Raw genomic sequence first — 22678 nt, 5'->3', positions numbered from 1 at the left:
CGCTTGAGTGCAATCCGGGGGTTCTGCGTCAAGAGGAGCTTGACGAGATGAGGTGACTGATGGGACTATCCGAACGTTGCGAAAGTAACTTCGTTTCGTTCGTACGGAGGTTGTCATGACTGCCGAACTCCTCGAGTCGCAGACCTACCTGCCCGAAGAGCAGGAGCAGATGGCGACGATCGCGAGCTTCCTTGACGCCCATCACAGTAAGACAGGCGAACGGCCCGAGCGCCGGTACTTCCTGGCGGGTGCTGAGGAGCACGACCAGATCGAGGTTCCCGAGGCGCTTCACAGGGTGCTTGTTCACGCCGTGGCGGCACTCCGCGCGGGGAGAGCTATAACGATCTCGCCGACAATGCCGAAGCTCACGACTCAGCAGGTTGCGGATCTGCTCGGCGTCAGCCGGCCCACGGTGGTTCGCCTGATCGATAACGGCGAGCTCGCCTCCGAGAGGATCGGAAACCGTCGAAAGGTGTTGCTCAAGGACGCCCTGACTTACCGCGACGCTCGCCGGCAGCGGCAATACCAGGCGATTGCCGACACATCAGTCGACGTGAGCGAGGACGAGGATGCCGCGGTAGTGAACGACAGGCTCAAGAGGATCCGGAAGCAGCGTGCCGAGCAGCGGCGGCGAAGCGCCAATCTCTGACAGGATCGAGGAGTGTTCCCCGCACTCCTCGATACCTGCGTCCTGTGGCCCAGCAAGCAGCGAGACTTCCTGCTCAGCCTGGCCGTCGTAAACCTCTATCGGCCGCTATGGAGCGCCGCGATCCTCGAGGAACTGCAGTACTGCGAGATCGACAAGCTCACTGGCAAATATGGGATCCCGCAAGACGAGGCGGAGTCCCGGGCTGCTCGCCTCATCGAAACGATGCGCGACCACTTTGACGACGCCGAGGTTCAGAACTGGGAGTCCTACGACGGTACGTTCGGGCTCACAGATCCCAATGACGAGCACGTGATCGCTGCCGCGGTAGCAGGTCACGCCGGCGCCATCGTGACCGACAATCTGAAGCACTTCCCACCCGACAAGGTCCCGCCGGGCATCCAGGTCATCGCACCTAGCGAGTTCGCCGCTAACACCGTCGCCGTCGCGCCACAACTCGCGCTTCAGGCAGTGACCACCCTCACCGCGCGGTTTAAAAAGCCGCCTATGTCGGTGGACGAGTTCCTATCCGTCCTCCGCGAGAGGTACGGGATGGATGAAGCGGTCGAGCTGATCAACGACGTCCGCTAGGTGAAGGATCCCAGGCCGAGTCGCCTCGAGTCGGAACGGCGTGGCTACCGAGTCGGATCAGCGTGCCTGGCGAGTCGGCCAGTCGTTGCACAGCGTTAGCAACTCTATCGGCCAACACTCGCGCTGGACCCTAGCTAGTTTCCTCCAGGAGTCCCCAGAACTTGCGCTCGGCCGCTAGGCGGCCGCCTGGGAGGCGAATCGTCGTCAGCGTCGGCTGGGCCGGTGACAGGCTCAGTGGGTGGGGCCCCGGTCGGGAGCGCTGCGGCGATCGTCTGGAGGGCGGCCCACTCCCTGGTGGGCTCGTTGCGGGACCAGGAGGCGTAGGTCTTGGTGACCACCTGGTCGTTCGTGGACAGGTGGTGGGTGTGGGTCACGAGAAAAGTTTGGCGGGTGTGTCCATCTGGGGCGGTCTCCTTCGACGTGTTGGTAGAGACCAGACACGGCTAGGGAGTTCGAGATGACCACGCAGGCGATTTTCACCCCCGACGTCACCGGTTGCGATGTCGTCGCCGGGCTGCTTGGGGCCGGGTTCAACGGGTCGATCCACCGGCCTGGCGACGCGGCGTACGACGTGCAGCGGCGGGCGGTGATTCCGACGGTCGACTCACGGCCGTTGGTGGTTGCCGAGGCGCACCACCGGACCGACGTACAGGCGGCGGTGCGGACGGCCCGGGAGTACGGGTTGCCGCTCGCGGTGCAGGCGACCGGGCATGGGACCCGGACCCCGGCGGACGGCGGGATCCTGCTCAAGACCTCGGCGATGACGTCCGTGCTGGTCGATCCGCAGCGCATGGTCGCGAAGGTCGGCCCCGGCACCCGCTGGGGCGCCGTGATCGACGCGGCGGGCGAGTTCGGCCTGGCGCCGCTCGCGGGGTCGTCGCGGGACGTCGGCGTCACCGGCTACACCCTGGGCGGCGGACTCGGCTGGCTAGCCCGCAAGTACGGGTTCGCGGCGGACAGCGTGATCCGCGCCGAGGTCGTCACCGCCGACGGCCGGATCGTCACCGCCAGCGCGGACGAGCACCCCGACCTGTTCTGGGCGATCCGCGGCGGCAGCGGCAACTTCGGCATCGTCACCTCGCTCGAGTTCCGCCTGTACCCCGTCCCGGTGGTGCACGCCGGCATCGTGTACTTCGGGATCGACCGCGCGGCCGAGACGCTGAAGTTCTACCGCGACTGGTCAGCCACCATCCCGAACGAGCTGAGCACCGCGATGGTCCTGACCCCGATCCCCGACGCGCCGGCGTTCCCCGAGGCCGTCCGGGGCACCCGCGCCCTGGCGATCAAGGCTCTGTACTCCGGTGAGGCCGACCTGGCTGAGCACCTTCTCAAGCCGTTGTTCGAGGTGGCCGGGCCTGTGCTGGCCGGCGAACTCCGGTCGATGCCGTTCGGGGAGTCCGCGATGGGCGGCACCCCGGCGCGGTACCTGGACCTGGTCGACGCGCTCCCGGACGACCTGATCGACGAACTCGCCCAGCTCACCGGTGACTCGGCACCGACCGTGGAGATCCGCCACTGGGCCGGAGCGATGGCGCACCCCGGCCCGGGCGCGGGACCGGTCGGACACCGCGACGCGACGTACTCCGTGATCATCGACCAGGAGGTCCCGGACCTGGCGCCGGTGCTCCGGACGACCGGCCGGACCTTCGTGAACTTCCTGGCGGACCCGGCGCGCGCCACGACGGCGTACGCGCCGGCCGATCTCGACCGGCTCCGGTCCGTCAAGCGGGCCTACGACCCCGACAACTTCTTCCACCTGAACCACAACATCCGCCCAGCCTGACGAGACCTGCTGACGACGCGGAACGGCCCGGACTCGAAGATCGAGGCCGGGCCGTTCCGCGGGCGATACTCAGGTGGTGGGGAGGTACTGCTCAGGCGGTGCCGGAGTTGCCGTAGACCGTGACGTGCACGTGGTCGTAATGGTTGGCCGTCGTGCTGCCCCGGTCCTCCATCGCGCGCCAGCCTTCGCTGCTGCGCTGGACCGTCCAGATGTGCTGCTGCCAGATCAGTTGGCTGACGCCCATGGCCTTGCTGTTGGCCTTGAGCCAGTCGGCGATCTCCTGGCCGGTCTGGCCGGTGACCATGATGTCGAGCGCGTGGCCGCTGGAGTGCTCGCTGCCGCTGTCGCCACTGCGGAGCCCACCGTACGAGGTGACGGAGGGGAACATGTGGCAGATCGCGCGGTGCACCCGGATCGCGTCGGCCGTCAGGCCGGACTCGACGCTGGAGCCTGACGCGCAGGCGGCCTGGGAGGGGGTACCGGCGGAGCTGGTCGCCGCCGGCTTGGTCGCCGACAGGTACTGCGCCTTGACCCAGCGGGAGACGCCGTCGCGGACGATCTGCGCCCAGATGCCGTCGATCTCGCCGGTGACGGAGACCTTGCTGCCCTTGTCCAGCACCGTCAGCAGGGTGCCGGTTCCACCGGCCGTCGACCAGACGTTCACGTCGGTAGTGGTGTATTTGCTGCCGATGATTTTCAGCGGCTTGACCACTGCCGCGGCGCGGGTCTTCGCGGAGGTCGGCTTGGGGATCGGTGCTTGTTTCTTGAGGTGCTTCGCGACCGGCGGCGCCTTGGGCTTAGGAGCCGGCGCCGGGGTCGGGGAGAGGTCGAGCGAGGGGCGGAGGGCGTCCCGGCTGGTTTGCGTCTCACGCTGCAGCTGCAGGGGCGAGCTGGCGGTAGGCGCATCCGTCGCGGGGGCCTGATCGGCGGAGAACGCTCCTGCCGACCCGGTGGCCAGGAGAGCCACCGCCGCACCGGGTATCGCAACCTTCACGATGCCGGGGCGGATCACCTTCGGGCGCGGTTGACGGTGCCGCGCCTGTCTATGCCGTCCTTCAGCCACTTGGAGAACCACCCAATCTGCCGAGATCAAAACGTTATCGACGCGGAGGAGTCAAGCACACATCCCGGCGGGTCTCACAACTGGCGCCCACTTTTAACGTATTGCGAACATGGCGCACGCTCAGCGGCAGGTGCTCCGCCCACTGAGCGTGCGGAGGTCGGCACGCTCACCATGGGTGCTTCGCACGCTCAGCGCGATGACTGTGCACGCTCAGCCGGATGGGTCCGGACACTCGCCCGGGTTGGTCCGCGCGCTGAGCGTGATCGGTCCGCATGTTGGGCGTCGTGTGATCTCGGCAGCGGCGCGGGCGGCCGCGCTCTGCTTGACTGCGGCTCATGAACGACCTCGGATTCAGCGTCGACGCAGGTCCCGTGGCGACGCTGGTGATCGACCGGGTGGACAAGCGCAACGCGCTCACCCGGGCGATGTGGGAGGCGCTGCCGGACCTGCTCGCCGACCTCGCCGCCGACCCGCAGGTCAAGGTGCTGCTGGTCTCCGGAGCCGGGCCGTCGTTCTCCGCGGGCGCGGACATCGGGGATCTCGTCTCCGGCGCCGATCCGGCCGACCCGATGGCCGAGATCCGCGCACACAACCTCCACGCCCAGGCGGCGTTGCGCGAGTTCCAGAAGCCGACGATCGCGGTGGTCCGCGGCCACTGCATCGGCGGCGGCCTCGAGATCGCGGTGAACTGCGACTTCCGCTTCGCCGCCGAGGGTTCCACCTTCGGCGTGACGCCCGCCCGGATAGGAGTGGTCTACCCGCCGGCCGCGATCAACGTGCTGCTCGACCTCGTCGGCCCGGCGACCACGAAGTACCTGCTCTTCAGCGGCGAACTGCTCACCGCCGCCGAGGCGTTGTCCAAGGGCCTGGTCGACCGCGTCTTCCCGGCCGCCGACCTCGACGCCGAGGTAACCGCCTTCGCCAGCACCCTGGTCTCCCGCTCCCAGTTGACGATCCGCTCGGCCAAGGAGACCGTCAACGCCCTCTTGGCAGGCGAAGACGCTAACCCCGCCGCTCTCAAGCGTTACCAGGAAACGATCACCACCGGCGAACTCCACGAAGGCACCAGAGCCTTCACCGAGAAACGCCCTCCCGCGTTCCCCTGGGGCAACTGAGAACCAGGATCGCGGAGCGGTTTCAGAGAGCTACCCAGGTGGTGGTTCGGTCGCCGGCGCGAATCGCGCCGAGGCGTTGGCGCAGCGCGGCCGCGTGTGGAGGGTTGGAAGCTCGGCGCAGCGGTCCCGGCAGTTGCGCGAGATCGCGCATCTCCAGCAGGGTCGGATAACCGGCCCAGTCCCGCAGGTCGTACCCGTACTGATTGATGAAGTCCTGGATCCACGTCTCGTCGCGGCCATAGCGGACTGCTGCGTGCCAGGTGGGGATCAGGTCGACTTCGCGAGGTCCCCAGCTGACCCGGTCCCAGTCACACAACACGGCCCTCGGCGGTGTTGTGGAGTTGTCCCACAGAAGGTTGCCGGCCCAGGCGTCGCCGTGGATCAGCCCTTGGCCGAGGGGCCAGTCGAGTTCGCTGATCTGGGCGCGCACGTCGTGAACACGGTCGAGCAGCCATTCCCGTTCCTCCACCGAGATGGCGCCGCTGCCCGCGGGTGATGCGAGTGTCCGCTCAAGGGATTCGAGCGGTGTCCAGATCGGCAGACTGATCGGTGGCCGGCCCGCGTGGTGGAGTGCCTGGAGCAGTTGGCCCAGGTGGGCGGAGTTGAGTGATGCGCCGGAGCCGCGGTGTGGCTGCGGGTAGTAGGTCCAGAAGGTCACGGTGGTGACCGCATCGACTTCGACAAGGCCGACGTCGGGTAGCGGGGTGGTTGCTGCGAAGCCGTAGTCGCGACTGAGCCAGCTGGTGATGGTCTGGGTTGCTCGGAGACGCTCGGGGCTTTCGCTGCCGGTGGCGATCCTGGCGATCGCCGGTTCGCTGGGCAGGAGGTAGACGGCGTTGCTGTAGTGGTGGATGAGTTCCGCGCCGGCGACGTCGAGCTGCCGTTGCTCGCAGGCGATGCGGAGAGCTTCGTCGAGGGCGGTGACCACGGCGAGCACTCTAGGCCGTGGCCCCAACGAACTGCTGGAAGTCCTCCTCTACCCGCTGCACAGCAGGCGAGCTGCGGAACGGGACAAGCTGACGACGTACGGCGTTGATCGCGGCGAGGCCGCGGGCGCTGGTGAGGCGGCCGCCGATGGCAGTGCATCGGTCAACACCTTGCAGGCCATGTCGACGTCGGCACGCCCGCTGCTGGGATTGCGCTTGGTCGGCAGGTAGGAGGCGGCGAGTGTTGAGGTCGCGAGGACCTCCCGTCGCTGCATCCCGGCTGAGCTCTGCAGCACGGTGGGTGCGTGGAGCTGAACCTCGGCGGTCTGTCCTAGGTCGTGCGCGGTGTACATGAACTCCGCGGCCAGCTGCTCCTCGGTGAAGAACCGGATCCAGAATGGTTCGTCGTCCAGATCGGCCTGATTCAGCTCACGCTCAGCGGCTTTCATCGCGCGGGCGGTGGCGGCCTGGTCGCCGGCCAAACCGTGAGCTCGCGCTTGCAGCGCGCTACACCGAGCGGCGGTCGACGGCGAGCCACAGTCGCGGGCGGTGCAATGGCCGGCCTCGGCGAGGGCCAATGCTTCACTGGGCCGACCGAGGTCGTAGGCCTGCAGCGACATGTCGCCGAGGATGTGTGCACCGAGCGTGCGATCGCCGCTGGCCTTCGCGAGGCGAAGGGCCTGGATGTAGTAGCGCTGGCCGAGGCCCTGACGCGACGAGTCGAAGCACATGAAGCCGCCGAGGTCACACAGCCGTGCAGCCGCGGTAAAGAGTTGACGGCCGGTTTCGGCGTCGTAGGTACCCGCTAGCATCGGCGATACCCGTTGATCCATGAACTGGATCAGGGTCGATCGGGCATAACCGCCGCCGAGGTGGTGATCGGCGTCGGCGAACGAGCGGCACATCGACCACATCACCTCGACCTCGCTGCGCCCGATCCGTCGGCCACCGTTGTGTGAGGTGTCGCGGTCGACGGCGTCCGTCAGCCAGCGTCGGGCTGGATCGACGAGCGCGGCCGCGGCCCACGCGGCGTCGACGATGACCTGGCGACGCTGCATGTCTGCCCTCCACAAGCCGGCGACGGTGCCCACAGTGGACGCGGTGGTCGGGCTCCACTCAAGGCCGAGACTGTCGTCGACAGTGTCCGAGGCTTCGGACTGCGCAGCCAGGCCCCGCTTCGCCTGTTCTCGCTCGATCTGGACCCAGATTCGATGTAACGCACCTCCGGTGTCGAGGACCCGATCCAGACGGTGCGCCATGCTCGAGGATGGGATGCGCTCGCCCTTCTCGACCTTGGCGATCAGGGACCTGGAGTCGTGGCTGAGGTCACCGAGCCGCTGCTGGGACAGCCCGCGCACGTCTCGCCAATGGCGCAGTTCGGCGCCGAAGAACAGGCGGGCTGACTCCAACGCAGCTAGGTGCCGTGGTTCTTGACCCAAGCGGCCTCCCTCACCTTGTCCCCTGCGTACCTGTCGTCGCAGCGTCACAGACCGTGGTCGAAGGTTCATGGTCGCACGTCTGGCATGGGTACAGCCGCGTTGTACCCATGGGAAGTCTCGACCGGTCCTCACCGCACATCCAGACTCAGTCACGTAGCGCGACGATTCGCCTACTTCCACGGTCTGGGGACAACCTCACGACCCCTGATCGTGGACCTGCCAAGAGGCCACGACCGGGAGTTGACCGCGATGAGTGAGACGTCGTCGTGATCGGCCAACCGATGCCACTCGTCCTCGGCTACATGCGTCGATACCCGTTCATGCCCGACCACGAGGTCGGCCAGATGCAGCAGCACCTCGCGGCGATCGCAAGGGAGAACGGCTACACGCTCGGGACCGTGCATGTCGAAGAGCTCCCGACCGACCCACTCGCCTTCGAGACACTGCTCGCCGCGATAAGGGACCTCCGCGCGCCGGCCGTGATCGTTCCAACAAGCGCCCACCTCGGCCGGGCCGACGATCCCGGATCCAGATGGAGACTGCTCCAGCACGAGACCGAGGTCCGCATCCTCGTGGCTGGGGAACCACTGGTTATCTCCGCACGGCAATGCGGTGGTTGCTGTAGGTGCTCGGAGATCCGCTGCGAATACTGACGAATACGGCTGGGCACTGGAGTTGATGGCCGCCAATCCCGCCCGGCGGCGTACTCAGAAGGAGGGCTTCATGCTCATTCTCGGACTGATCCTGCTGTTGCTGGGATTCCTGTTGGGTGTCCCGGTCCTGTGGACCATCGGCATCGTCCTGCTCATCATCGGTGCTGTGCTGTTCCTGTTGGGATCGACCGGTCGTGCTGTCGGGGGACGCCGACACTGGTTCTGATCGTCTGAGGAGACGGGCCCCGCGAGCTTCCGGCTCGCGGGGCCCTGTTCTGTCGGAGGGGCTGGTTACGATGCGCCGGTATGAAGTACCTCGTGATGATCTTCGGCAATGCCGACGACTCCTGGACCGGTTCCGAGCAGGACCGGCAGGGGTTGCGTGACCTGATGACGTTGAAGGACGAGCTCGCCGCGACCGGCGAACTGGTCAGCGCGGAAGGCCTCACCTTTCCCAGCGAAGGCAGGATCGTGCAGATCCGCGACGACGTGCGGGTCGTCACCGACGGGCCGTTCGGCGAGGCCAAGGAACAGATCGCTGGCTTCTTCATGATCGATACCCCCGACGACGAACGGGCCCAGCAGATCGCCGCCAAGGTCTCCGCCCTGGTCGGCGACCGCGTCGAACTCCGCGGCACCGTCCTCACCGCGCCCTAGCGAGCGCACCGCAGAGCTCAGCACAAGCGAGGCCTCAACACCCGCAGGGATTCAGCACCAGCGGAGGATCACCTCGGCTAGCGCGTCCGGCCGGGTGATCATCGGCCAGTGCCCGCTGGCGATCGTGTCGACGTCGAAGCCAGGCGTCTCCGCCGTCACCGCCGGCTCACCAGGATCGTTGGCGCACACCACGTACGTGCGTGCTACCTTCTCCACCCCGCTGAGATCGGCCGGCGCCGGATCGGTGTACATGCCGATCGGCTGCGCTGTCCCGCGCGCCCGCAGATACTCGCGGTCCTCCGGGCTCAGCCCGTGGTCGCCGAACACCAAATCCAGCAAGAGGTCCGTCATCACCGGGATCTGCTCGTCCACGACGGTCTGCCGGATCGCGCCCTCCGTCTCCGGTCCCGCCACCTCGAACAGCGTCTTCCCCGCCACCGGAAGCACCCCGCCGATGTAGACCACTCGCCCGATCCGCTCCGGGATCCGGCTCGCCGCGATCGTCGCGGGAGCACCCGCGTACGAATGCGCCACCAGCACGACGTCCCGCAGGTCGGCGTACTCGATCGCGTGCACGATGTCGTCCGCGTTCAGGTTGAGCGTGGTCTCAGCCGAAGCCAGGTGATACCTGTCGCCGGTCCCGGTCAAGGTCAGCGGCAGCACCCGCTGCCCGGCCGCCTCGAGCAGCGGCGTCACCTTCTCCCACGCCCAACCGCCGAGGAACGAACCACCTATGAGGACGATCATCTGCTTGCTCCTTGTTTCGTTCGGTGCCTTACACCAAGCAAGCTACTGAGGATTGTGGACAGGTTTTGCCCTGTTTATGCTCGAGTTTGTGTCCAGACCCGCAACCCGCGTTCTAGCGCTCCTCGAGTTGCTGCAGGACCGCGGCCTGGTCTCCGCCGAAGAACTGGCCGACCGGCTCCGCACGGACGCCCGCACAGTGCGCCGCTACGTCACCGCCCTCCGCGAGATGGACATCCCCGTCGAGGCGGAACGAGGCCGGTACGGCGGCTACCGCCTGGCGCGCAGCTACCGCCTGCCACCGCTCATGCTGGGCGACGACGAGGCCGTAGCCGTCGCTGTAGCCCTGGCGGCTGTAGGTGATGCCGAGGACGTGACGGAGCCGTCCCCGACAGCCCGAGCCCTCGTGAAGCTCAACCGCGTCCTCCCGACCGCGCTACGCGAGCGTGTGAACGCCCTGATCTCCGGCACATCGGTAGTCGCCGACCGCAGGCCATCCGCGCAGCCAGAGCCCGAGGTGGCCCTCACCCTCGCCGCAGCCGTCCGGGCCAGGCACAGGATGCGCATAGAACACCGCTCGTACTCCGGGGAGCCGGTCGTGCGCGACGTGGACCCGCACGGGCTCGTGGTCCACGGCAAGCGCTGGTACCTCGTCGGGCACGACCACCTGCGCCAGGAAGTCCGTACGTTCCGTGTGGACCGGATCGGCCGGGCCACGGAGCTCGCCACTCGGTTCACCCCGCCTGACGGGTTCGACGTCGTGGCCCACGTGATGCACGGGCTCACCTTCGGAGCCTGGTCGCACCGCACCGAGATCTGGCTCGACACCGACCTGCAGACGGCGCGTGCAAGTCTCCCGCTGACTGCGGGAGATCTGCACGAAGACCCGGATGGTGGCGTCGTTCTGATGAGCGGTGCGGAGGACCTTGCCGCCATGGCGAGGATGCTGTCGGGCCTGCCGTGGCACTTCGCAGTACGGCAACCGATGGAGTTGGCGGAGGCAGTCAAGGAGCACTACGAGTGGCTGGCGACCTCCGTGGCCAACTGCGGGCGATCGGCGGAACGCTTGCCCAGCAAGGCGGTTCCGAGCAGGCCGACTGCGATGAAGGCACAGCAAGCGGTGAACGCGACCTTGTATCCGTGGACGAGTTCGGCAGGGGACGAGCCGGGCGTGTGAGCGACGGCCACCGCGGAGAGCGCCGCGATCCCGACGGCGCCGCCGATCTGGAACGTCGCGTTCTGCAGACCCGAGGCGACTCCGGAGTCCTCGCCGGCGACATCGCTCAGCGCGGCGATGGCTCCGGCCACCGAACCGGCACCAAGTCCTGCCCCGAAGATCGTCAGCCCCCAGAACGCCGTCTCGAAGTAGCCCGAGTCGGCAGTCATCCGGCTCATCACCGTGCTGCCGATGCCGGCGACCACGAGTGCCGCGGCCGCGACCGGGCGGGGGCCGATCCGGGTCACCAGGTTCTGCCCCAGGATGGAACCGCCGACCGCGGCAGCCGCCAGTACCGATGACATCAGGCCGTACCGGATCGCCGAAGTACCGAGCGCCAACTGGGCGTACTGCGTGTAGATGAAGTTCAACCCGAACGCCGCCAGGCCCCAGGTCATCCCGATCAGGTTGCCGCCGACTACTGCACGCGAGCGGAAGAGCCGCAGCGGTACGAGCGGTGCGGACGACCTCTGCTCGACCAGGACGAACAACGCGAACAGCGTGGCCGAGAGGAGCGCCAGCAGCGTGGTGCGTCCCGCCGACGAGGTCGGCGCCTCGATCACGGCGTACACGAGAACGATCAGGGCGGCGGTCACGGTCACAGCGCCGGTGACGTCGAACCCGCGCCGGCCCGGGCCGCGGCTGTCCTTCAGCAGGGTGGGTGCCAGCACCGCCACGAGCAGGCAGACCGGCACGTTGATGAAGAAGATCCACTCCCAGCCGAGTCCGTCCGTGACCGGCCCGCCGATCAGCGACCCCGCAGTACCGCCGACGCCGCTGGTGGCTCCCCAAATGCCGAGCGCCTTGTTGCGCTCTGCCCCGTCTGGGAACGTCGTCATCACGATCGACAACGCACTGGGAGCCAGTACTGCGGCCGCGATGCCCTGCAGCCCTCGGGCGAACACCAGCGCGTCGCCGGTCCAGGCGAACCCGCAGAGCAGCGAGGAAGCGGCGAAGAGCAGCAGTCCGGCGATGAACACCCGGCGGCGCCCGAGCAGGTCGGAGATGCGCCCGCCGAGCAGGAGCAACCCGCCGAACATCAGCGCGTAGCCGCTCGGCACCCACTGCACGCCGCCGGTGGAGAAGGTCAGTTCGCGCTCGATCGACGGCACCGCGACGAGGACGATCGACGCGTCCAGGATGATCATGAACCCGGCCAGGCACAGCAGGGCCAGCGCGAACCAGCGCTTCGGATCAGGAGCGTTCTGCATGGTGGTCGTCCTCCAGTACTCCGGACGCCCGGGCTGGGCGTCTCACACCGGGGACGTCGGCTCCGTCCGGACCACCTCGACATTTCGATCAGGAACCGTTTCTGTCGAGATCAGGGGGTCCGGTTCCGACGTACCGGGTGAGAGGGGGTCACAACGGCCTCCGCGACCGTCAGGATGGTGCCCGTGAAGTACATGCTGCTGATCTACAGCAACCCGGAGAGCTGGGCGGGTCTGTCCGCCGAGCAGCGCGAAGCTCTGGGCCGCTCGCACGAGGAGCTGAGCCGGGAACTCACCGAGCACGGCCTGTTGGTCAGCTCGGCCGGTCTCGCCGACCCGATCACCACCCGGACGGTCTCGGTGCGCGACGACATCCCCACCACCACCGACGGCCCGTACGCCGAGGCCAAGGAACACCTGGCCGGCTTCTACCTGGTGGAGTGCGAGAACATCGACCAGGCGATCGACTACGCCGCCCGAATGCCGGACGCGAAGTACGTCGCCGTGGAGGTGCGGCCGGTGATGGACAGTTCCGGGCTGGAGATGTGAGCGGGTTCGAGCTGCTGCTGCGGGAAGAGACCCCGCAGGTGCTCAGTGCGCTGGTGCGGCACTACGGCCACTTCGACCTGGCCGAGGAGGCCGTCCAGGAGGCGCTGCTCGCGGCTGCCCAGCAGTGGCCGGAGGAGGGGGTCCCGGACAACCCGCGCGGCTGGTTGATCCGCGTCGGCTCGCGGCGGTTGACCGACCTGCTGCGGAGCGAGTCCGCTCGCCGCAAGCGTGAGGAGAACGCCGCCAATCTGGCCGCGCCGGAAGAGTTCGTTGCCGCAGGCCCTGAAATCGACGATCCGGGTGGTCAGGACGACACCCTCACTCTCTTGTTCCTGTGTTGCCATCCGGCGCTGTCTCCGGCCTCTCAGATCGCTTTGACCTTAAGGGCTGTCGGCGGTTTGAGCACGGCGCAGATCGCTGCCGCTTTTCTGGTGCCCGAGTCAACGATGGCGCAGCGGATCAGTCGCGCGAAGCGCAGTATCAAGCAGGCGGGCAGCTCCTTCGAGATGCCACCCGAGGCTGAGCGCGACGCCCGGATGGGTGCTGTGCTGCATGTCCTCTACCTGATCTTCAACGAGGGCTACACCGCCTCGTCCGGCACCGATCTGCACAGTGCAGAGCTGACGACCGAGGCCATCCGGCTGGTTCGCGGTGTCCGCCGGCTGCTGCCCGATGACGGTGAGGTCGCCGGACTGCTGGCGTTGATGCTGCTGACCGATGCGCGCCGGCCTGCTCGTACCGAGCCTGACGGCCGGCTGATCCCGCTGGCCGAGCAGGACCGCTCGCGCTGGAACAAGGCTGCCATCGAGGAGGGCGACGCGCTCGTCACCGACGCGCTCTCTCGGACCCAGCTGGGGCCGTACCAGGTGCAGGCCGCGATCGCCGCCGTGCACGGGACCGCGGAGCGGGCCGAGGACACCGACTGGCCGCAGATCGTCGCGCTCTACCAGGTGCTGGAACAGATCTCCGACAACCCGATGGTGCGGCTCAACCACGCCGTCGCGGTGTCGATGGCGACCGGCCCGAAGGAAGGCCTGGCGCTGCTCGAGCCGCTCGAGTCCGACCACCGGATGACCGACCACCACCGCCTCGAGGCCGTCCGCGCGCACCTGCTGGAGATGTCGGGTGACCTCGACGGCGCCCGGGCGGGCTACCTGCTGGCGGCCCGTCGTACGACGTCCATTCCCGAGCGCCACTACCTGCAGTCCAAGGCGGACCGGCTCAACCCTTCCTGAGCCCTCGTACCCCGAGTCGCGCTGTCCGGGGAGTTGTGTCAGTTTTGAGGGGTGGACCTCACCAAGGCGTCGCTGCTCCGCGAGATGCTGACCGGCACCGAGCTCGGCAGCCGGACCACCGAGTTCGCCCACTCGCTGCGCAGGTTCACCACCCGCACCGGCGGGCTGATGCTGTTCGGCCCACCTGAGGACGAGCCGTGGCACCTGACCGCGCACCTCGACGACGAACTCCACGGCGCGGGCATCGAAGACATCCGCCCGGCCCTGGTCCGCTGGGCGCCACCGCCGGACGCGCCGCCGCACCTGTCGATCGGCCTCGACCGGCTCCGCGAGGCAGGCCGGGGCGAGTCGCTCCTGGTCGTCGCCGAGAACGCCCCGGCGGACACCCTGCTCGAACGGATCGACGACGTACGCCGCCGCGGTACGACCATCTTCAGCATCGACAACGGCAACAAGGACCTGGCCTCGCTCTCGCACGAGTCGCTCGTGCCGGAACTGCTGGTGCCGAACAGCTTCGGCGCCGGCTGGGTGAGCCACCCGGTGGGCCAGGACCACGACGAGCCGGACGACGGGCGGCACGCAGTACCGGAGGAGACGCTGACTGCTTTGCGCGACGCGGTCGCCGGCTTCGAGATGACCCAGCACCTGGTCAGCCTGGCCGTGGCCGACGATGACGTCCTCCAATCCCGGTGGCGCCTCCGCCTCCGGAACTTCATCGAACGCATCAGCGGCGAACCCGCCTGACTTTCCCTGGTTGGGAGTCCGATCAGTCGGTGAGGAATAGGGCCGCGAGCAGCGGGTAGCGAGTCCTCATCTCGCTGTGGTCGTCGAAGTCGAAGTTCTCGCCCATCGGCACGTCCGGGGTGTCGATGCCGGCCGCCTCGACCGCTTCCCAGTAGCCCTTGTCCGAGCCGGTCGAGGACTCGTAGGCGTTCACCGCGACACTGAGCATGCCCTCGCCGTCGAAGCCCTCGAACTCCTCACCCAGGTCCTCGTCGACCACATCGGCGAGCGAGTCCGCGTCGGCCAGCGCGGCATCCCAGACCTCCTGCCCCTGGGCGACCAGCCAGCCGCGGAAGTAGTCGAACCCGTCGTCCGACGCCCCGCCGTTGATCAGGTACGCCGCGCCCCAGAGCTCCTGGCGGTACGCATCGGCCTGCAGACGCTCGAACTCGACCCCGAACCCGGCGATCTCCTCAGCCGCCAGCTGACCGAGCGCCTTCGTCAACGAGTCGGCGACCCCGTCAGGATCCGCGACCGTGTCATCCACCTCAGCCCGAGCCGACTCGACAAGCTCCCAGAACCCATCCCTGTCCACCCCGAAATCGTGTCACGAAACCCGGTCCACCAGCAGCCCGAGGTCTCCAGTTTCGGACATCGGTGGTGGATCCGGTTTCGTGCGCCTGGGTTCACCAGGCTTCGTCCAGGAGGGTTCTGAGGTTGGTGGGGAGTGTGAGGTGGGCACCAGCGAGGGCGGTTCGGAGGTAGGTGGGGGTGCTCATGCCGACGATGGGGGTGACGGCGGGGGAGCCGCCGGCGAGCCAGGCGATGACCACCTCGCTGCGGGTGACGCCCAGTTCGGCGGCGACCTTGGACAGGACCTCCAGGCGCCGCGTCGTACCGGGGTGGTCGAAGGCTTCCTGGATCGGGCGGTCCTCGCGTTCGTAGCCGCCGGACATCAGCGGGCTGTAGGCGAACAACTCCTGCTCCGGGTTGCGGTCGGCGTAGTCGAGCACCTCGTCGGTGATCCAGCCGAACCGGTGGTCGTGCGCGTTGTCCCGGACGAACGGCCTCGGCTGCAGGTACGAGTACCGCAGTTGCAGGGCAGTCGGGCCTTCGACGCCCTGCGCGAGGGCCAGTCCGCGCATCCGCTCGACCCGCCACAGCGCGTAGTTCGACAGCCCGATCCGGCCGATCGTGCCGGCCTTCGCGTGCTTGCCGAAGGCGGCGACGGTCTCCTCCAGCGGGGTGGTGAGGTCGTCGCGGTGGGCCCAGTACAGGTCGATGTGGTCGATGCCGAGCCGGCGAAGCGAGGTCTCCAGCGCGGCGTCGATCACCTTCTCGCTCAACCCCTCCGTGTGGTCGGGGAAGCTGCCCGGCCACAGCGGCTCGCAGCCGACCTTCGTGGCGAGCTTGACCCGGTCGCGAACACCGGGCCGGGCCGCGAACCAGCGGCCGAGCAGTTCCTCGCTCTGACCGCCGCGGCCGCTCGGGACCTGCCAGAACGAATAGCAGTTGGCCGTGTCGATCCAGACGCCGCCGGCGTCGACGTACGCATCCAGCAGGGCGAACGAGGTCTTCTCGTCGATCCGGCTGCCGAACTCCATCGCTCCGAGAGCGATCTTCATCTCTGTCATGTGCTGCACCCTCTGAACTGGAGTCCACTCAAGGTCAATAGGCATATCCGAGAAATGAGACGATCGGTTTCGCATCATGGACATTCATGTCAGACTGAGCGCATGGAGGAGTACCTGGCCGAAGACGACGTGATCGACGTTTCGCATCCCGCCATCACCGCGCTCGCCGCCCGCCTCCGCCGCGACAACCCCGGTACTACGGACTTCGCGCGCGCCGCCTTCGACTTCACCCGCGACGAGGTGAACCACTCGATGGACGTCGGTGATCCGCGCGTCACGGTCAAGGCGTCGGAGGTCCTCGAGCACCGCACCGGGTTGTGCTTCGCCAAGTCCCACCTGCCGACGGCTGTGCTGAGAGCCGGGGGAGTTCCCGCGGGACTTTGCTACCAGCGGCTCTCCAACGGCAAGGGCGGCCACTTCCTGCACGGCATGGTCGCGGTCAACCTCGACGGCACCTGGTACCGGCAGGACCCGCGCGGCGACAAGCCCGGCGTGACCAGCGAGTTCTCCCTCGACGAGGAGCGCCTCGCCTACCAGCCGGACCCGGCGCTCGACGAAGCCGATCTCGACGAGATCCTCACCGCACCGGATCCAGGCGTCGTCGCAGCCCTCCGCGGCGCCGACAACGTCGTCGACCTGGTCCGCAACGACGGGCTCCCGGCGCACCTCGCGTAGCGGTCTGGTTTCCCTCGGCCTCGGGCCGGCTTCCCATACCGCCGTCCGCAGGGGTACGACGGTCAGCAGGCCGGCCTGAGCCCAAGGGAAACCAAACCGGAGCGCTTGCCTGTACGGCGCGCGCGGGGTGCCTGGGTTGTCAGGTGGTGCCGCGGGTTGAGGTGCGGACGATGAGTTCGGGGGTGAAGGTGACCCGTTGGTGCTCGTGGTCCGGGTTGCTCGACTCGTCGAGGAGCAGTTCGGCGGCCCGGCGGCCGAGGAGTTGGCGGGGCTGGCGGACCGAGGTGAGCGGCACCGCGGCGGCCGCGGCGAACTCGATGTCGTCGTAGCCCACGATGGCCAGATCCTCCGGTACCCGCAGTCCCAGGCTCACGCACTGCTGCAGCAAACCCAAGGCCAGCAGGTCATTCGCGCAGAATGCGGCGGTCGGGCGGCGATCCGCCCGCAGCCCGGCAAGTCGTTGCCCAGCGCCCCTACCCTCAGCGACCGTCAGAGCGCCGGTGAGTACGTCGACCAGGCTGTCTGCCGGCAGGCCCGCGTCCTCGACCGCTCGCCTGGCACCCTCGCGGCGGTCCGTCACCTGGCCGATCGTGTTCGGTCCACCGACGAACGCGACCCGCTGATGGCCGAGCTCGATCAGGTGGGACAGGGCGATCTCGCCGCCGAGTACGTCGTCCACCGCGACCGAGCAGTGCTCGTCGTCGTCGATCGCCCGGTCCACCAGGACCACGGGCGTGCCGCGGGAGGGGAGTTTGCGCAGCCGCGAGGAGTCGGGGTCGATCGGCGTGATCAGCACGCCCTGGACCCGTTGCTGCTCGAGCAGGTCGAGGTAGTCCGCCTCGCGTGCCGCGTCCTCGTTGCTGTTGCAGAGGAAGACCGATAGACCGGCTGCCTGAGCAGCCTCCTCCACGCCGCGGGCGACGTCGGTGAAGAACGGGTTGCCGGCGTCGAGCATCAGGTAGGCGAGGATCCGGCTGCTGCCGGCGCGCAGTTGCCGGGCCGACTCGTTCCGGACGAAGCCGAGTGACGCCATCGCGGCCTCGACCTTCGCACGCGTCGTCGGGCTGACCATCTCCGGCCGGTTCAGCACGTTCGACACCGTGCCCAGCGACACCCCGGCCGCCGCCGCGACATCCTTCACACCCGCCGCCGCGCGGGTCACCCGCCCGGGCCGCAGTCGCCGCGCCTGCCGCCGCACACTCGGACTGACCGCCCGCTCAGCGCGCTCCGCCCGCCCCGCCGGATCCGCCGTTCGCCCGGGACGATCGCCCCGCCCCGCGGGGTCTGTCGCTCGCCCGGAGCGACCGCCGGCCGCGTCCGCAGTACGGGGTGGGCGGCCGGTGCCGGGATCAGGAGTCTTGCGGGCACGGTCCGCTGCGCCACTCGGTGTCACGCGGCCTCCCCGGTTTGAAACGTGATAGGGGACGAAGCGTACCCCCGCCCTGTGGTGTTCCTCAGTCTCATCCTGTGGTTTCCCACCCGATTCGGCCCGAACCCTTGACGACCGGATGCGGCCAAGCTTACTTTCTTGCAATCTCGTTGAAACCTTTCAGCAATCCACTCACCCAGCAGCCAGTGATCACCCAGGGGCGACCCCCGAGCGACCGGAGGCGGACATGCCGGACCAGGCGCCGTTGCTGCGTGTGCGTGAGGTGTCGAAGTCGTTCGGCGCCGTCGCCGCGGTGCAGAAGGTCTCGTTCGACCTGTACGGCGGCGAGGCGCACGCGCTGGTCGGCGAGAACGGCGCAGGCAAGTCCACCATCGTGAAAATGCTCGCCGGGGTGCATCGCCCGGACGCCGGCACGTTCGAGCTGGACGGCTTCCCGGTCGAATTGCACACCCCGGCCGACGCCAAGGCGGCCGGCATCGCGGTGATCTACCAGGAGCCGACGCTGTTCCCCGACCTGACCGTCGCGGAGAACATCGCGATGGGCCGCCAGCCACTGGGTCGTTTCAAAACCATCGACCGGACGGCGATGCTGCGTGAGGCCGCGCAGCTCTTCACCCGGCTCGGGGTGTCGATCGAGCCGAACCGTCCGGCGCGAGGTCTGTCGATCGCCGACCAGCAACTCGTCGAGATCGCCAAGGCGATCTCCGCGGACGCCCGGGTGGTCGTGATGGACGAGCCGACCCGGGCGCTCACCGGCGTCGAGGTCGAGCGGTTGTTCGCGGTCGCGAGGTCGCTGCGGGACGACGGCGCCGCGCTGGTGTTCATCGACCGAGTTCACCGCCGCCAACATCGACCAGTTCGACTTCTGAGCCCGGGGATCTCGTGAACCGCTACTGCTTCTGCCTCCAGGTCAAGCCGGACCGGCTGGACGAGTACGTCGAACGGCACCGCGACGTGTGGCCCGACATGCAGGCCGCGCTCCGCGACTCCGGCTGGCACAACTACTCGCTCTTCCTCCGCGACGACGGACTGCTGATCGGGTACGTCGAGGCCGACGACCTGGAGGCGGCGCAGAAGGCGATGGCGGCCACCGAGGTGAACACCCGCTGGCAGGCCGAGATGACCGAGTTCTTCACCGGCCAAGAAGAAGGCACCGAAGGCCGCCCGCCGGACGAGTCGTTCGTGCTGCTGCCCGAGATCTTCCATCTGACCCCGAATACCGAGGATTGACATGACCAGCGTGACTGAAGCCCTCAGCCGTCAGGAGATCGAACTCCCCTCGTGGGCGTTCGGCAACTCGGGGACCCGGTTCAAGGTGTTCAGCCAGCCCGGCGTGCCCCGCTCCCCGCAGGAGAAGATCGCCGACGCCGCGGTGGTGCACAAGCACACCGGGGTGGCGCCGAGCGTCGCGCTGCACATCCCGTGGGACAAGGTCGACGACTACGCCGAGCTGGCGGCCTATGCCAAGGAGCAGGGCGTCCGGCTGGGGGCGATCAACAGCAACGTCTTCCAGGACGACGACTACAAGCTCGGTAGCGTCACCAACCCGGACCCGCGGATCCGGCGGAAGGCGACCGACCACCTGCTCGAGTGCATCGACATCATGGACGCCACCGGGTCGCGCGACCTGAAGCTGTGGTTCTCCGACGGCACGAACTATCCCGGGCAGGACGACCTGTGGGACCGGCAGGACCGGCTCTCGGAAGCGCTGCACGAGGTGTACGAGCGGCTCGGCGACGACCAGCGGCTGCTGCTCGAGTACAAGTTCTTCGAGCCGGCCTTCTACGCGACGGACGTGCCGGACTGGGGCACGTCGTACGCGCACTGCCTGGAGCTCGGGCCGAAGGCGACCGTGTGCATCGACACCGGGCACCACGCGCCGGGCACGAACATCGAGTTCATCGTCGCGTTCCTGCTCCGGGCCGGCAAGCTCGGCGCGTTCGACTTCAACAGCCGGTTCTACGCCGACGACGACCTGATGGTGGGTGCGGCGGACCCGTTCCAGCTTTTCCGGATCATGAACGAGATCGTCCGCGGTGACGCGCTCGACCCGGACCGCGGGATCGCCTTCATGCTCGACCAGTGCCACAACATCGAGGCGAAGATCCCGGCGATCATCCGCTCGGTGATGAACGTCCAGGAGGCAACCGCGAAGGCGCTGCTGGTCGACCGCGACGCACTTCGCAAGGCCCAGCAGGAAGGTGACGTGCTGGCCGCGAACGCGGCGCTGATGGACGCCTTCAACACCGACGTCCGGCCGCTGCTGGCCGACCTGCGGACCGCGCAGGGTTTGGACCCGGACCCGGTCGCGGCCTACCACCGCACCGGCTACTTCGAGCAGATCAGCAAGGACCGAGCCGACGGCCAGCAGGCCGGATGGGGAGCATGAGAGTGAGCGAGACCGCAGCCGAGCTTGTTGCTAGGAGCAACAGACTGGGCGCCGACCCGCGCAACACCAACTACGCGGGTGGCAACACGTCCGCGAAAGGCACGGCCACCGACCCGGTGACCCAGCAGCCAGTCGACCTCGTCTGGGTCAAGGGCTCCGGCGGCGACCTCGGAACGCTCACCGCCGCAGGCTTGGCCGTACTGCGTCAGGACCGGCTGAACGCGCTCGTCGAGGTCTACCCCGGGGTGGACCGTGAGGACGAGATGGTCGCGGCGTTCGACTACTGCCTGCACGGCAAGGGAGGAGCCGCGCCCTCGATCGACACCGCCATGCATGGTCTGGTGGACGCGCCGCACGTGGACCACCTGCACCCGGACTCCGGGATCGCGCTGGCCACCGCGGCCGACGGCGAGAAGCTGACGGCCGAGTGCTTCGGCGATCGGGTCGTCTGGGTGCCCTGGCGGCGGCCCGGGTTCCAGCTCGGCCTGGACATCGCCCAGGTGAAGAAGGACAACCCGCAGGCGATCGGCGTCATCCTCGGCGGTCACGGCATCACCGCCTGGGGTGACACCTCCGCGGAGTGCGAGGCGAACTCGCTGGAGATCATCCGCACCGCCGAGCTTTTCCTCGCGCAGAACGGAAAGCCCGACCCGTTCGGACCTGTGGTACCTGGGTTCGAGGCGTTGCCGCCGGCCGAGCGGAAGCAACGGGCTGCTGCGTTGGCGCCGCTGATTCGCGGGCTGGCTTCGACGGACAACCCGCAGGTCGGGCACTTCACTGACTCCGACGTGGTGCTGGAATTCACGGCGCGGGAACGCCTGGCGGAGTTGGCCGCGCTCGGCACGTCTTGCCCGGACCACTTCCTCCGGACCAAGGTGCGCCCGCTCGTCCTGGACCTGCCGCCCTCGGCCTCGATCGAGGAGGCGTCCACCAGACTGCGGGAGCTGCACCTGCTCTACCGCGAGGACTACGCGGCCTACTACGACCGGCACTCGACGCCGGACAGTCCGCCGATGCGCGGCGCCGACCCGGCGATCGTGCTCGTCCCCGGGGTCGGCATGTTCAGCTTCGGCAAGGACAAGCAGACCGCCCGCGTCGCCGGTGAGTTCTACGTCAACGCCATCAACGTGATGCGCGGCGCCGAGGCCGTCTCGACGTACGCGCCGATCGACGAGAGCGAGAAGTTCCGGATCGAGTACTGGGCGCTCGAGGAGGCCAAGCTGCAGCGGATGCCCAAGCCGAAGCCACTGGCCACCCGGGTCGCGTTCGTGACGGGCGGTGGTTCCGGTATCGGCAAGGCCATCGCCCACCGGCTCGCCGCGGAGGGCGCATGCGTGGTCGTCGCCGACCTTGACGCGGCCGCGGCCGAAGCGGTCGCCAAGGAGATCGGCAGCACCGATCAGGCCGTTGCCGTGAGCGCCGACGTGTCGAACGGCGACGCTGTCGACCGCGCGATGCAGGAGGCCGTGCTGGCCTTCGGTGGCGTCGACCTGGTCGTCAACAACGCCGGTCTCTCGATCTCCAAGCCGCTGCTGGAGACGACCGAGAAGGACTGGGACCTGCAGCACGACGTGATGGCGAAGGGGTCGTTCCTCGTCTCCCGCGCGGCCGCGAAGGTTCTGATCGACCAGGGCATCGGCGGTGACATCGTCTACATCTCCAGCAAGAACGCGGTGTTCGCCGGGCCGAACAACGTCGCGTACGGCGCCGCCAAGGCGGACCAGGCGCACCAGGTCCGGCTGCTCGCGGCCGAGCTCGGGGAGCACGGGATCCGCGTCAACGGCGTGAACCCCGACGGCGTCGTCCGCGGTTCGGGCATCTTCGCCAAGGGCTGGGGCGCCCAGCGCGCCGCGGTGTACGGCGTACCGGAGTCGGAGCTGGGCGCGTTCTACGCGCAGCGCACGCTGCTCAAGCGCGAGGTGCTGCCGGAGCACGTGGCCGCGGCCGTCTTCGCTCTGGCCGCTGGGGACCTGTCCCACACCACCGGCCTGCACGTACCCGTCGACGCCGGCGTTGCCGCCGCCTTCCTGCGCTGAGGAGGA

Annotated in this window: 23 protein-coding genes and 1 pseudogene; 16 read left to right on the top strand and 8 right to left on the bottom strand. The window is 68.2% G+C overall.

The genetic code is table 11. The annotated features are described in order from the left end of the window. Nucleotides 1-115: 115 nt before the first annotated feature. The 3 genes from EV648_RS10860 (at nucleotide 116) to EV648_RS10850 (ending at nucleotide 3020) form a co-directional block, all read left to right on the top strand. On the top strand, nucleotides 116-649 hold the full coding sequence (locus EV648_RS10860) for a helix-turn-helix domain-containing protein (protein WP_132288458.1): 534 nt from the start codon (nucleotides 116-118) through the stop codon (nucleotides 647-649). A 12-nt stretch (nucleotides 650-661) separates the two neighbouring features. Further along, nucleotides 662-1237, top strand: a complete 576-nt coding sequence (locus tag EV648_RS10855; protein WP_132288455.1) for a PIN domain-containing protein — start codon at nucleotides 662-664, stop codon at nucleotides 1235-1237. 457 nt (nucleotides 1238-1694) lie between these two features. Then, the gene (locus EV648_RS10850; protein ID WP_132288452.1) at nucleotides 1695-3020 is read left to right on the top strand and encodes an FAD-binding oxidoreductase; all 1326 of its coding nucleotides are present in this window, start codon (nucleotides 1695-1697) and stop codon (nucleotides 3018-3020) included. Nucleotides 3021-3111: 91 nt separating this feature from the next. Here the strand turns inward: EV648_RS10850 and EV648_RS10845 are convergent, their stop codons facing one another. Then, nucleotides 3112-4083, bottom strand: a complete 972-nt coding sequence (locus EV648_RS10845; RefSeq protein ID WP_241995032.1) for an SH3 domain-containing protein — start codon at nucleotides 4081-4083, stop codon at nucleotides 3112-3114. A gap of 335 nt (nucleotides 4084-4418) precedes the next feature. Here EV648_RS10845 and EV648_RS10840 point away from each other — a divergent pair, with 335 nt between their 5' ends. Next, a complete protein-coding gene (locus EV648_RS10840) occupies nucleotides 4419-5198 on the top strand; it encodes an enoyl-CoA hydratase/isomerase family protein (RefSeq protein ID WP_132288449.1) in 780 nt (259 codons plus the stop codon). A 22-nt stretch (nucleotides 5199-5220) separates the two neighbouring features. Here EV648_RS10840 and EV648_RS10835 read toward each other — a convergent pair whose 3' ends face one another. After that, nucleotides 5221-6126: a phosphotransferase family protein gene (locus EV648_RS10835; protein ID WP_158293960.1), complete on the bottom strand. Its 906-nt coding sequence runs from the start codon at nucleotides 6124-6126 to the stop codon at nucleotides 5221-5223. Between the two features lie 48 nt (nucleotides 6127-6174). Further along, entirely contained in the window at nucleotides 6175-7563 is a 1389-nt protein-coding gene (locus tag EV648_RS10830; protein WP_158293959.1) for a helix-turn-helix domain-containing protein, read from the bottom strand. Nucleotides 7564-7829: 266 nt separating this feature from the next. On the opposite strand from EV648_RS10830, the gene EV648_RS10825 reads away from it, so the two are divergent. The 3 genes from EV648_RS10825 (at nucleotide 7830) to EV648_RS10820 (ending at nucleotide 8873) form a co-directional block, all read left to right on the top strand. After that, nucleotides 7830-8216, top strand: a complete 387-nt coding sequence (locus EV648_RS10825; protein ID WP_132288440.1) for a hypothetical protein — start codon at nucleotides 7830-7832, stop codon at nucleotides 8214-8216. A gap of 70 nt (nucleotides 8217-8286) precedes the next feature. Further along, nucleotides 8287-8442, top strand: coding sequence for a DUF6131 family protein (locus tag EV648_RS43130; RefSeq protein WP_199234527.1), 156 nt, complete (start codon nucleotides 8287-8289; stop codon nucleotides 8440-8442). A gap of 80 nt (nucleotides 8443-8522) precedes the next feature. Next, the gene (locus EV648_RS10820) at nucleotides 8523-8873 is read left to right on the top strand and encodes a YciI family protein (protein ID WP_132288437.1); all 351 of its coding nucleotides are present in this window, start codon (nucleotides 8523-8525) and stop codon (nucleotides 8871-8873) included. A gap of 51 nt (nucleotides 8874-8924) precedes the next feature. Here EV648_RS10820 and EV648_RS10815 read toward each other — a convergent pair whose 3' ends face one another. Then, the gene (locus EV648_RS10815; protein ID WP_132288434.1) at nucleotides 8925-9620 is read right to left on the bottom strand and encodes an alpha/beta fold hydrolase; all 696 of its coding nucleotides are present in this window, start codon (nucleotides 9618-9620) and stop codon (nucleotides 8925-8927) included. Between the two features lie 76 nt (nucleotides 9621-9696). Here EV648_RS10815 and EV648_RS10810 point away from each other — a divergent pair. Continuing rightward, nucleotides 9697-10584, top strand: a pseudogene (locus tag EV648_RS10810) (helix-turn-helix transcriptional regulator); the annotation flags it as partial. A gap of 47 nt (nucleotides 10585-10631) precedes the next feature. On the opposite strand, the gene EV648_RS43980 reads toward EV648_RS10810, so the two are convergent. Beyond that, nucleotides 10632-12044, bottom strand: a complete 1413-nt coding sequence (locus EV648_RS43980) for an MFS transporter (RefSeq protein ID WP_132288428.1) — start codon at nucleotides 12042-12044, stop codon at nucleotides 10632-10634. 192 nt (nucleotides 12045-12236) lie between these two features. On the opposite strand from EV648_RS43980, the gene EV648_RS10800 reads away from it, so the two are divergent. The 3 genes from EV648_RS10800 to EV648_RS10790 are packed head-to-tail and all read left to right on the top strand — an operon-like array spanning nucleotide 12237 to nucleotide 14569. Then, entirely contained in the window at nucleotides 12237-12590 is a 354-nt protein-coding gene (locus EV648_RS10800) for a YciI family protein (protein WP_241995042.1), read from the top strand. Then, entirely contained in the window at nucleotides 12587-13825 is a 1239-nt protein-coding gene (locus tag EV648_RS10795; RefSeq protein ID WP_132288422.1) for an RNA polymerase sigma factor, read from the top strand. The genes EV648_RS10800 and EV648_RS10795 overlap by 4 nt, the downstream gene beginning before the upstream one ends. Nucleotides 13826-13876: 51 nt before the next feature. Next, nucleotides 13877-14569: a hypothetical protein gene (locus tag EV648_RS10790; protein WP_132288419.1), complete on the top strand. Its 693-nt coding sequence runs from the start codon at nucleotides 13877-13879 to the stop codon at nucleotides 14567-14569. Between the two features lie 22 nt (nucleotides 14570-14591). Here the strand turns inward: EV648_RS10790 and EV648_RS10785 are convergent, their stop codons facing one another. Together EV648_RS10785 and EV648_RS10780 are read right to left on the bottom strand one after the other, a co-directional pair. Continuing rightward, a complete protein-coding gene (locus EV648_RS10785; RefSeq protein ID WP_132288416.1) occupies nucleotides 14592-15143 on the bottom strand; it encodes a DUF4240 domain-containing protein in 552 nt (183 codons plus the stop codon). A gap of 91 nt (nucleotides 15144-15234) precedes the next feature. Further along, nucleotides 15235-16182: an aldo/keto reductase gene (locus tag EV648_RS10780; RefSeq protein WP_132288413.1), complete on the bottom strand. Its 948-nt coding sequence runs from the start codon at nucleotides 16180-16182 to the stop codon at nucleotides 15235-15237. Nucleotides 16183-16284: 102 nt separating this feature from the next. Here EV648_RS10780 and EV648_RS10775 point away from each other — a divergent pair, with 102 nt between their 5' ends. After that, entirely contained in the window at nucleotides 16285-16857 is a 573-nt protein-coding gene (locus tag EV648_RS10775) for a transglutaminase family protein (protein ID WP_132288410.1), read from the top strand. 139 nt (nucleotides 16858-16996) lie between these two features. Here EV648_RS10775 and EV648_RS10770 read toward each other — a convergent pair whose 3' ends face one another. After that, nucleotides 16997-18250 carry a LacI family DNA-binding transcriptional regulator gene (locus tag EV648_RS10770; protein ID WP_241995031.1) on the bottom strand — a complete coding sequence of 418 codons (1254 nt, stop codon included), beginning with the start codon at nucleotides 18248-18250 and terminating at the stop codon, nucleotides 16997-16999. Nucleotides 18251-18473: 223 nt separating this feature from the next. On the opposite strand from EV648_RS10770, the gene EV648_RS10765 reads away from it, so the two are divergent. From EV648_RS10765 to EV648_RS10750, 4 genes are read left to right on the top strand one after another with little or no spacing between them, the layout of a single operon-like run. Then, nucleotides 18474-19133: an ATP-binding cassette domain-containing protein gene (locus EV648_RS10765; protein WP_241995030.1), complete on the top strand. Its 660-nt coding sequence runs from the start codon at nucleotides 18474-18476 to the stop codon at nucleotides 19131-19133. Then, nucleotides 19130-19477 carry an L-rhamnose mutarotase gene (locus EV648_RS10760; protein WP_132288407.1) on the top strand — a complete coding sequence of 116 codons (348 nt, stop codon included), beginning with the start codon at nucleotides 19130-19132 and terminating at the stop codon, nucleotides 19475-19477. The genes EV648_RS10765 and EV648_RS10760 overlap by 4 nt, the downstream gene beginning before the upstream one ends. Before the next feature lies 1 nt (nucleotide 19478). After that, nucleotides 19479-20636: an L-rhamnose isomerase gene (gene rhaI / locus EV648_RS10755; RefSeq protein ID WP_132288404.1), complete on the top strand. Its 1158-nt coding sequence runs from the start codon at nucleotides 19479-19481 to the stop codon at nucleotides 20634-20636. Further along, the gene (locus tag EV648_RS10750; protein WP_132288401.1) at nucleotides 20633-22672 is read left to right on the top strand and encodes a bifunctional aldolase/short-chain dehydrogenase; all 2040 of its coding nucleotides are present in this window, start codon (nucleotides 20633-20635) and stop codon (nucleotides 22670-22672) included. The genes rhaI and EV648_RS10750 overlap by 4 nt, the downstream gene beginning before the upstream one ends. The last annotated feature ends 6 nt before the right edge of the window (nucleotides 22673-22678 follow it).

The sequence above is a fragment of the Kribbella sp. VKM Ac-2568 genome, from assembly GCF_004345365.1.
In the GTDB taxonomy this organism is placed as follows: domain Bacteria; phylum Actinomycetota; class Actinomycetes; order Propionibacteriales; family Kribbellaceae; genus Kribbella; species Kribbella orskensis.
The sequence above is the reverse complement of the archived record's forward strand: the minus strand, read 5'-3'. Positions and strand labels throughout refer to the sequence as shown.

Coding starts and splice junctions, on each gene's coding strand:
- EV648_RS10860 (WP_132288458.1), top strand. CDS start 116: ATGACTGCCGAACTCCTCGAGTCGCAGACCTACCTGCCCGAAGAGCAG.
- EV648_RS10850 (WP_132288452.1), top strand. CDS start 1,695: ATGACCACGCAGGCGATTTTCACCCCCGACGTCACCGGTTGCGATGTC.
- EV648_RS10840 (WP_132288449.1), top strand. CDS start 4,419: ATGAACGACCTCGGATTCAGCGTCGACGCAGGTCCCGTGGCGACGCTG.
- EV648_RS43130 (WP_199234527.1), top strand. CDS start 8,287: ATGCTCATTCTCGGACTGATCCTGCTGTTGCTGGGATTCCTGTTGGGT.
- EV648_RS10820 (WP_132288437.1), top strand. CDS start 8,523: ATGAAGTACCTCGTGATGATCTTCGGCAATGCCGACGACTCCTGGACC.
- EV648_RS10815 (WP_132288434.1), bottom strand. CDS start 9,620: ATGATCGTCCTCATAGGTGGTTCGTTCCTCGGCGGTTGGGCGTGGGAG.
- EV648_RS43980 (WP_132288428.1), bottom strand. CDS start 12,044: ATGCAGAACGCTCCTGATCCGAAGCGCTGGTTCGCGCTGGCCCTGCTG.
- EV648_RS10800 (WP_241995042.1), top strand. CDS start 12,237: ATGCTGCTGATCTACAGCAACCCGGAGAGCTGGGCGGGTCTGTCCGCC.
- EV648_RS10780 (WP_132288413.1), bottom strand. CDS start 16,182: ATGACAGAGATGAAGATCGCTCTCGGAGCGATGGAGTTCGGCAGCCGG.
- EV648_RS10775 (WP_132288410.1), top strand. CDS start 16,285: ATGGAGGAGTACCTGGCCGAAGACGACGTGATCGACGTTTCGCATCCC.
- EV648_RS10765 (WP_241995030.1), top strand. CDS start 18,474: ATGCCGGACCAGGCGCCGTTGCTGCGTGTGCGTGAGGTGTCGAAGTCG.
- rhaI (WP_132288404.1), top strand. CDS start 19,479: ATGACCAGCGTGACTGAAGCCCTCAGCCGTCAGGAGATCGAACTCCCC.
- EV648_RS10750 (WP_132288401.1), top strand. CDS start 20,633: ATGAGAGTGAGCGAGACCGCAGCCGAGCTTGTTGCTAGGAGCAACAGA.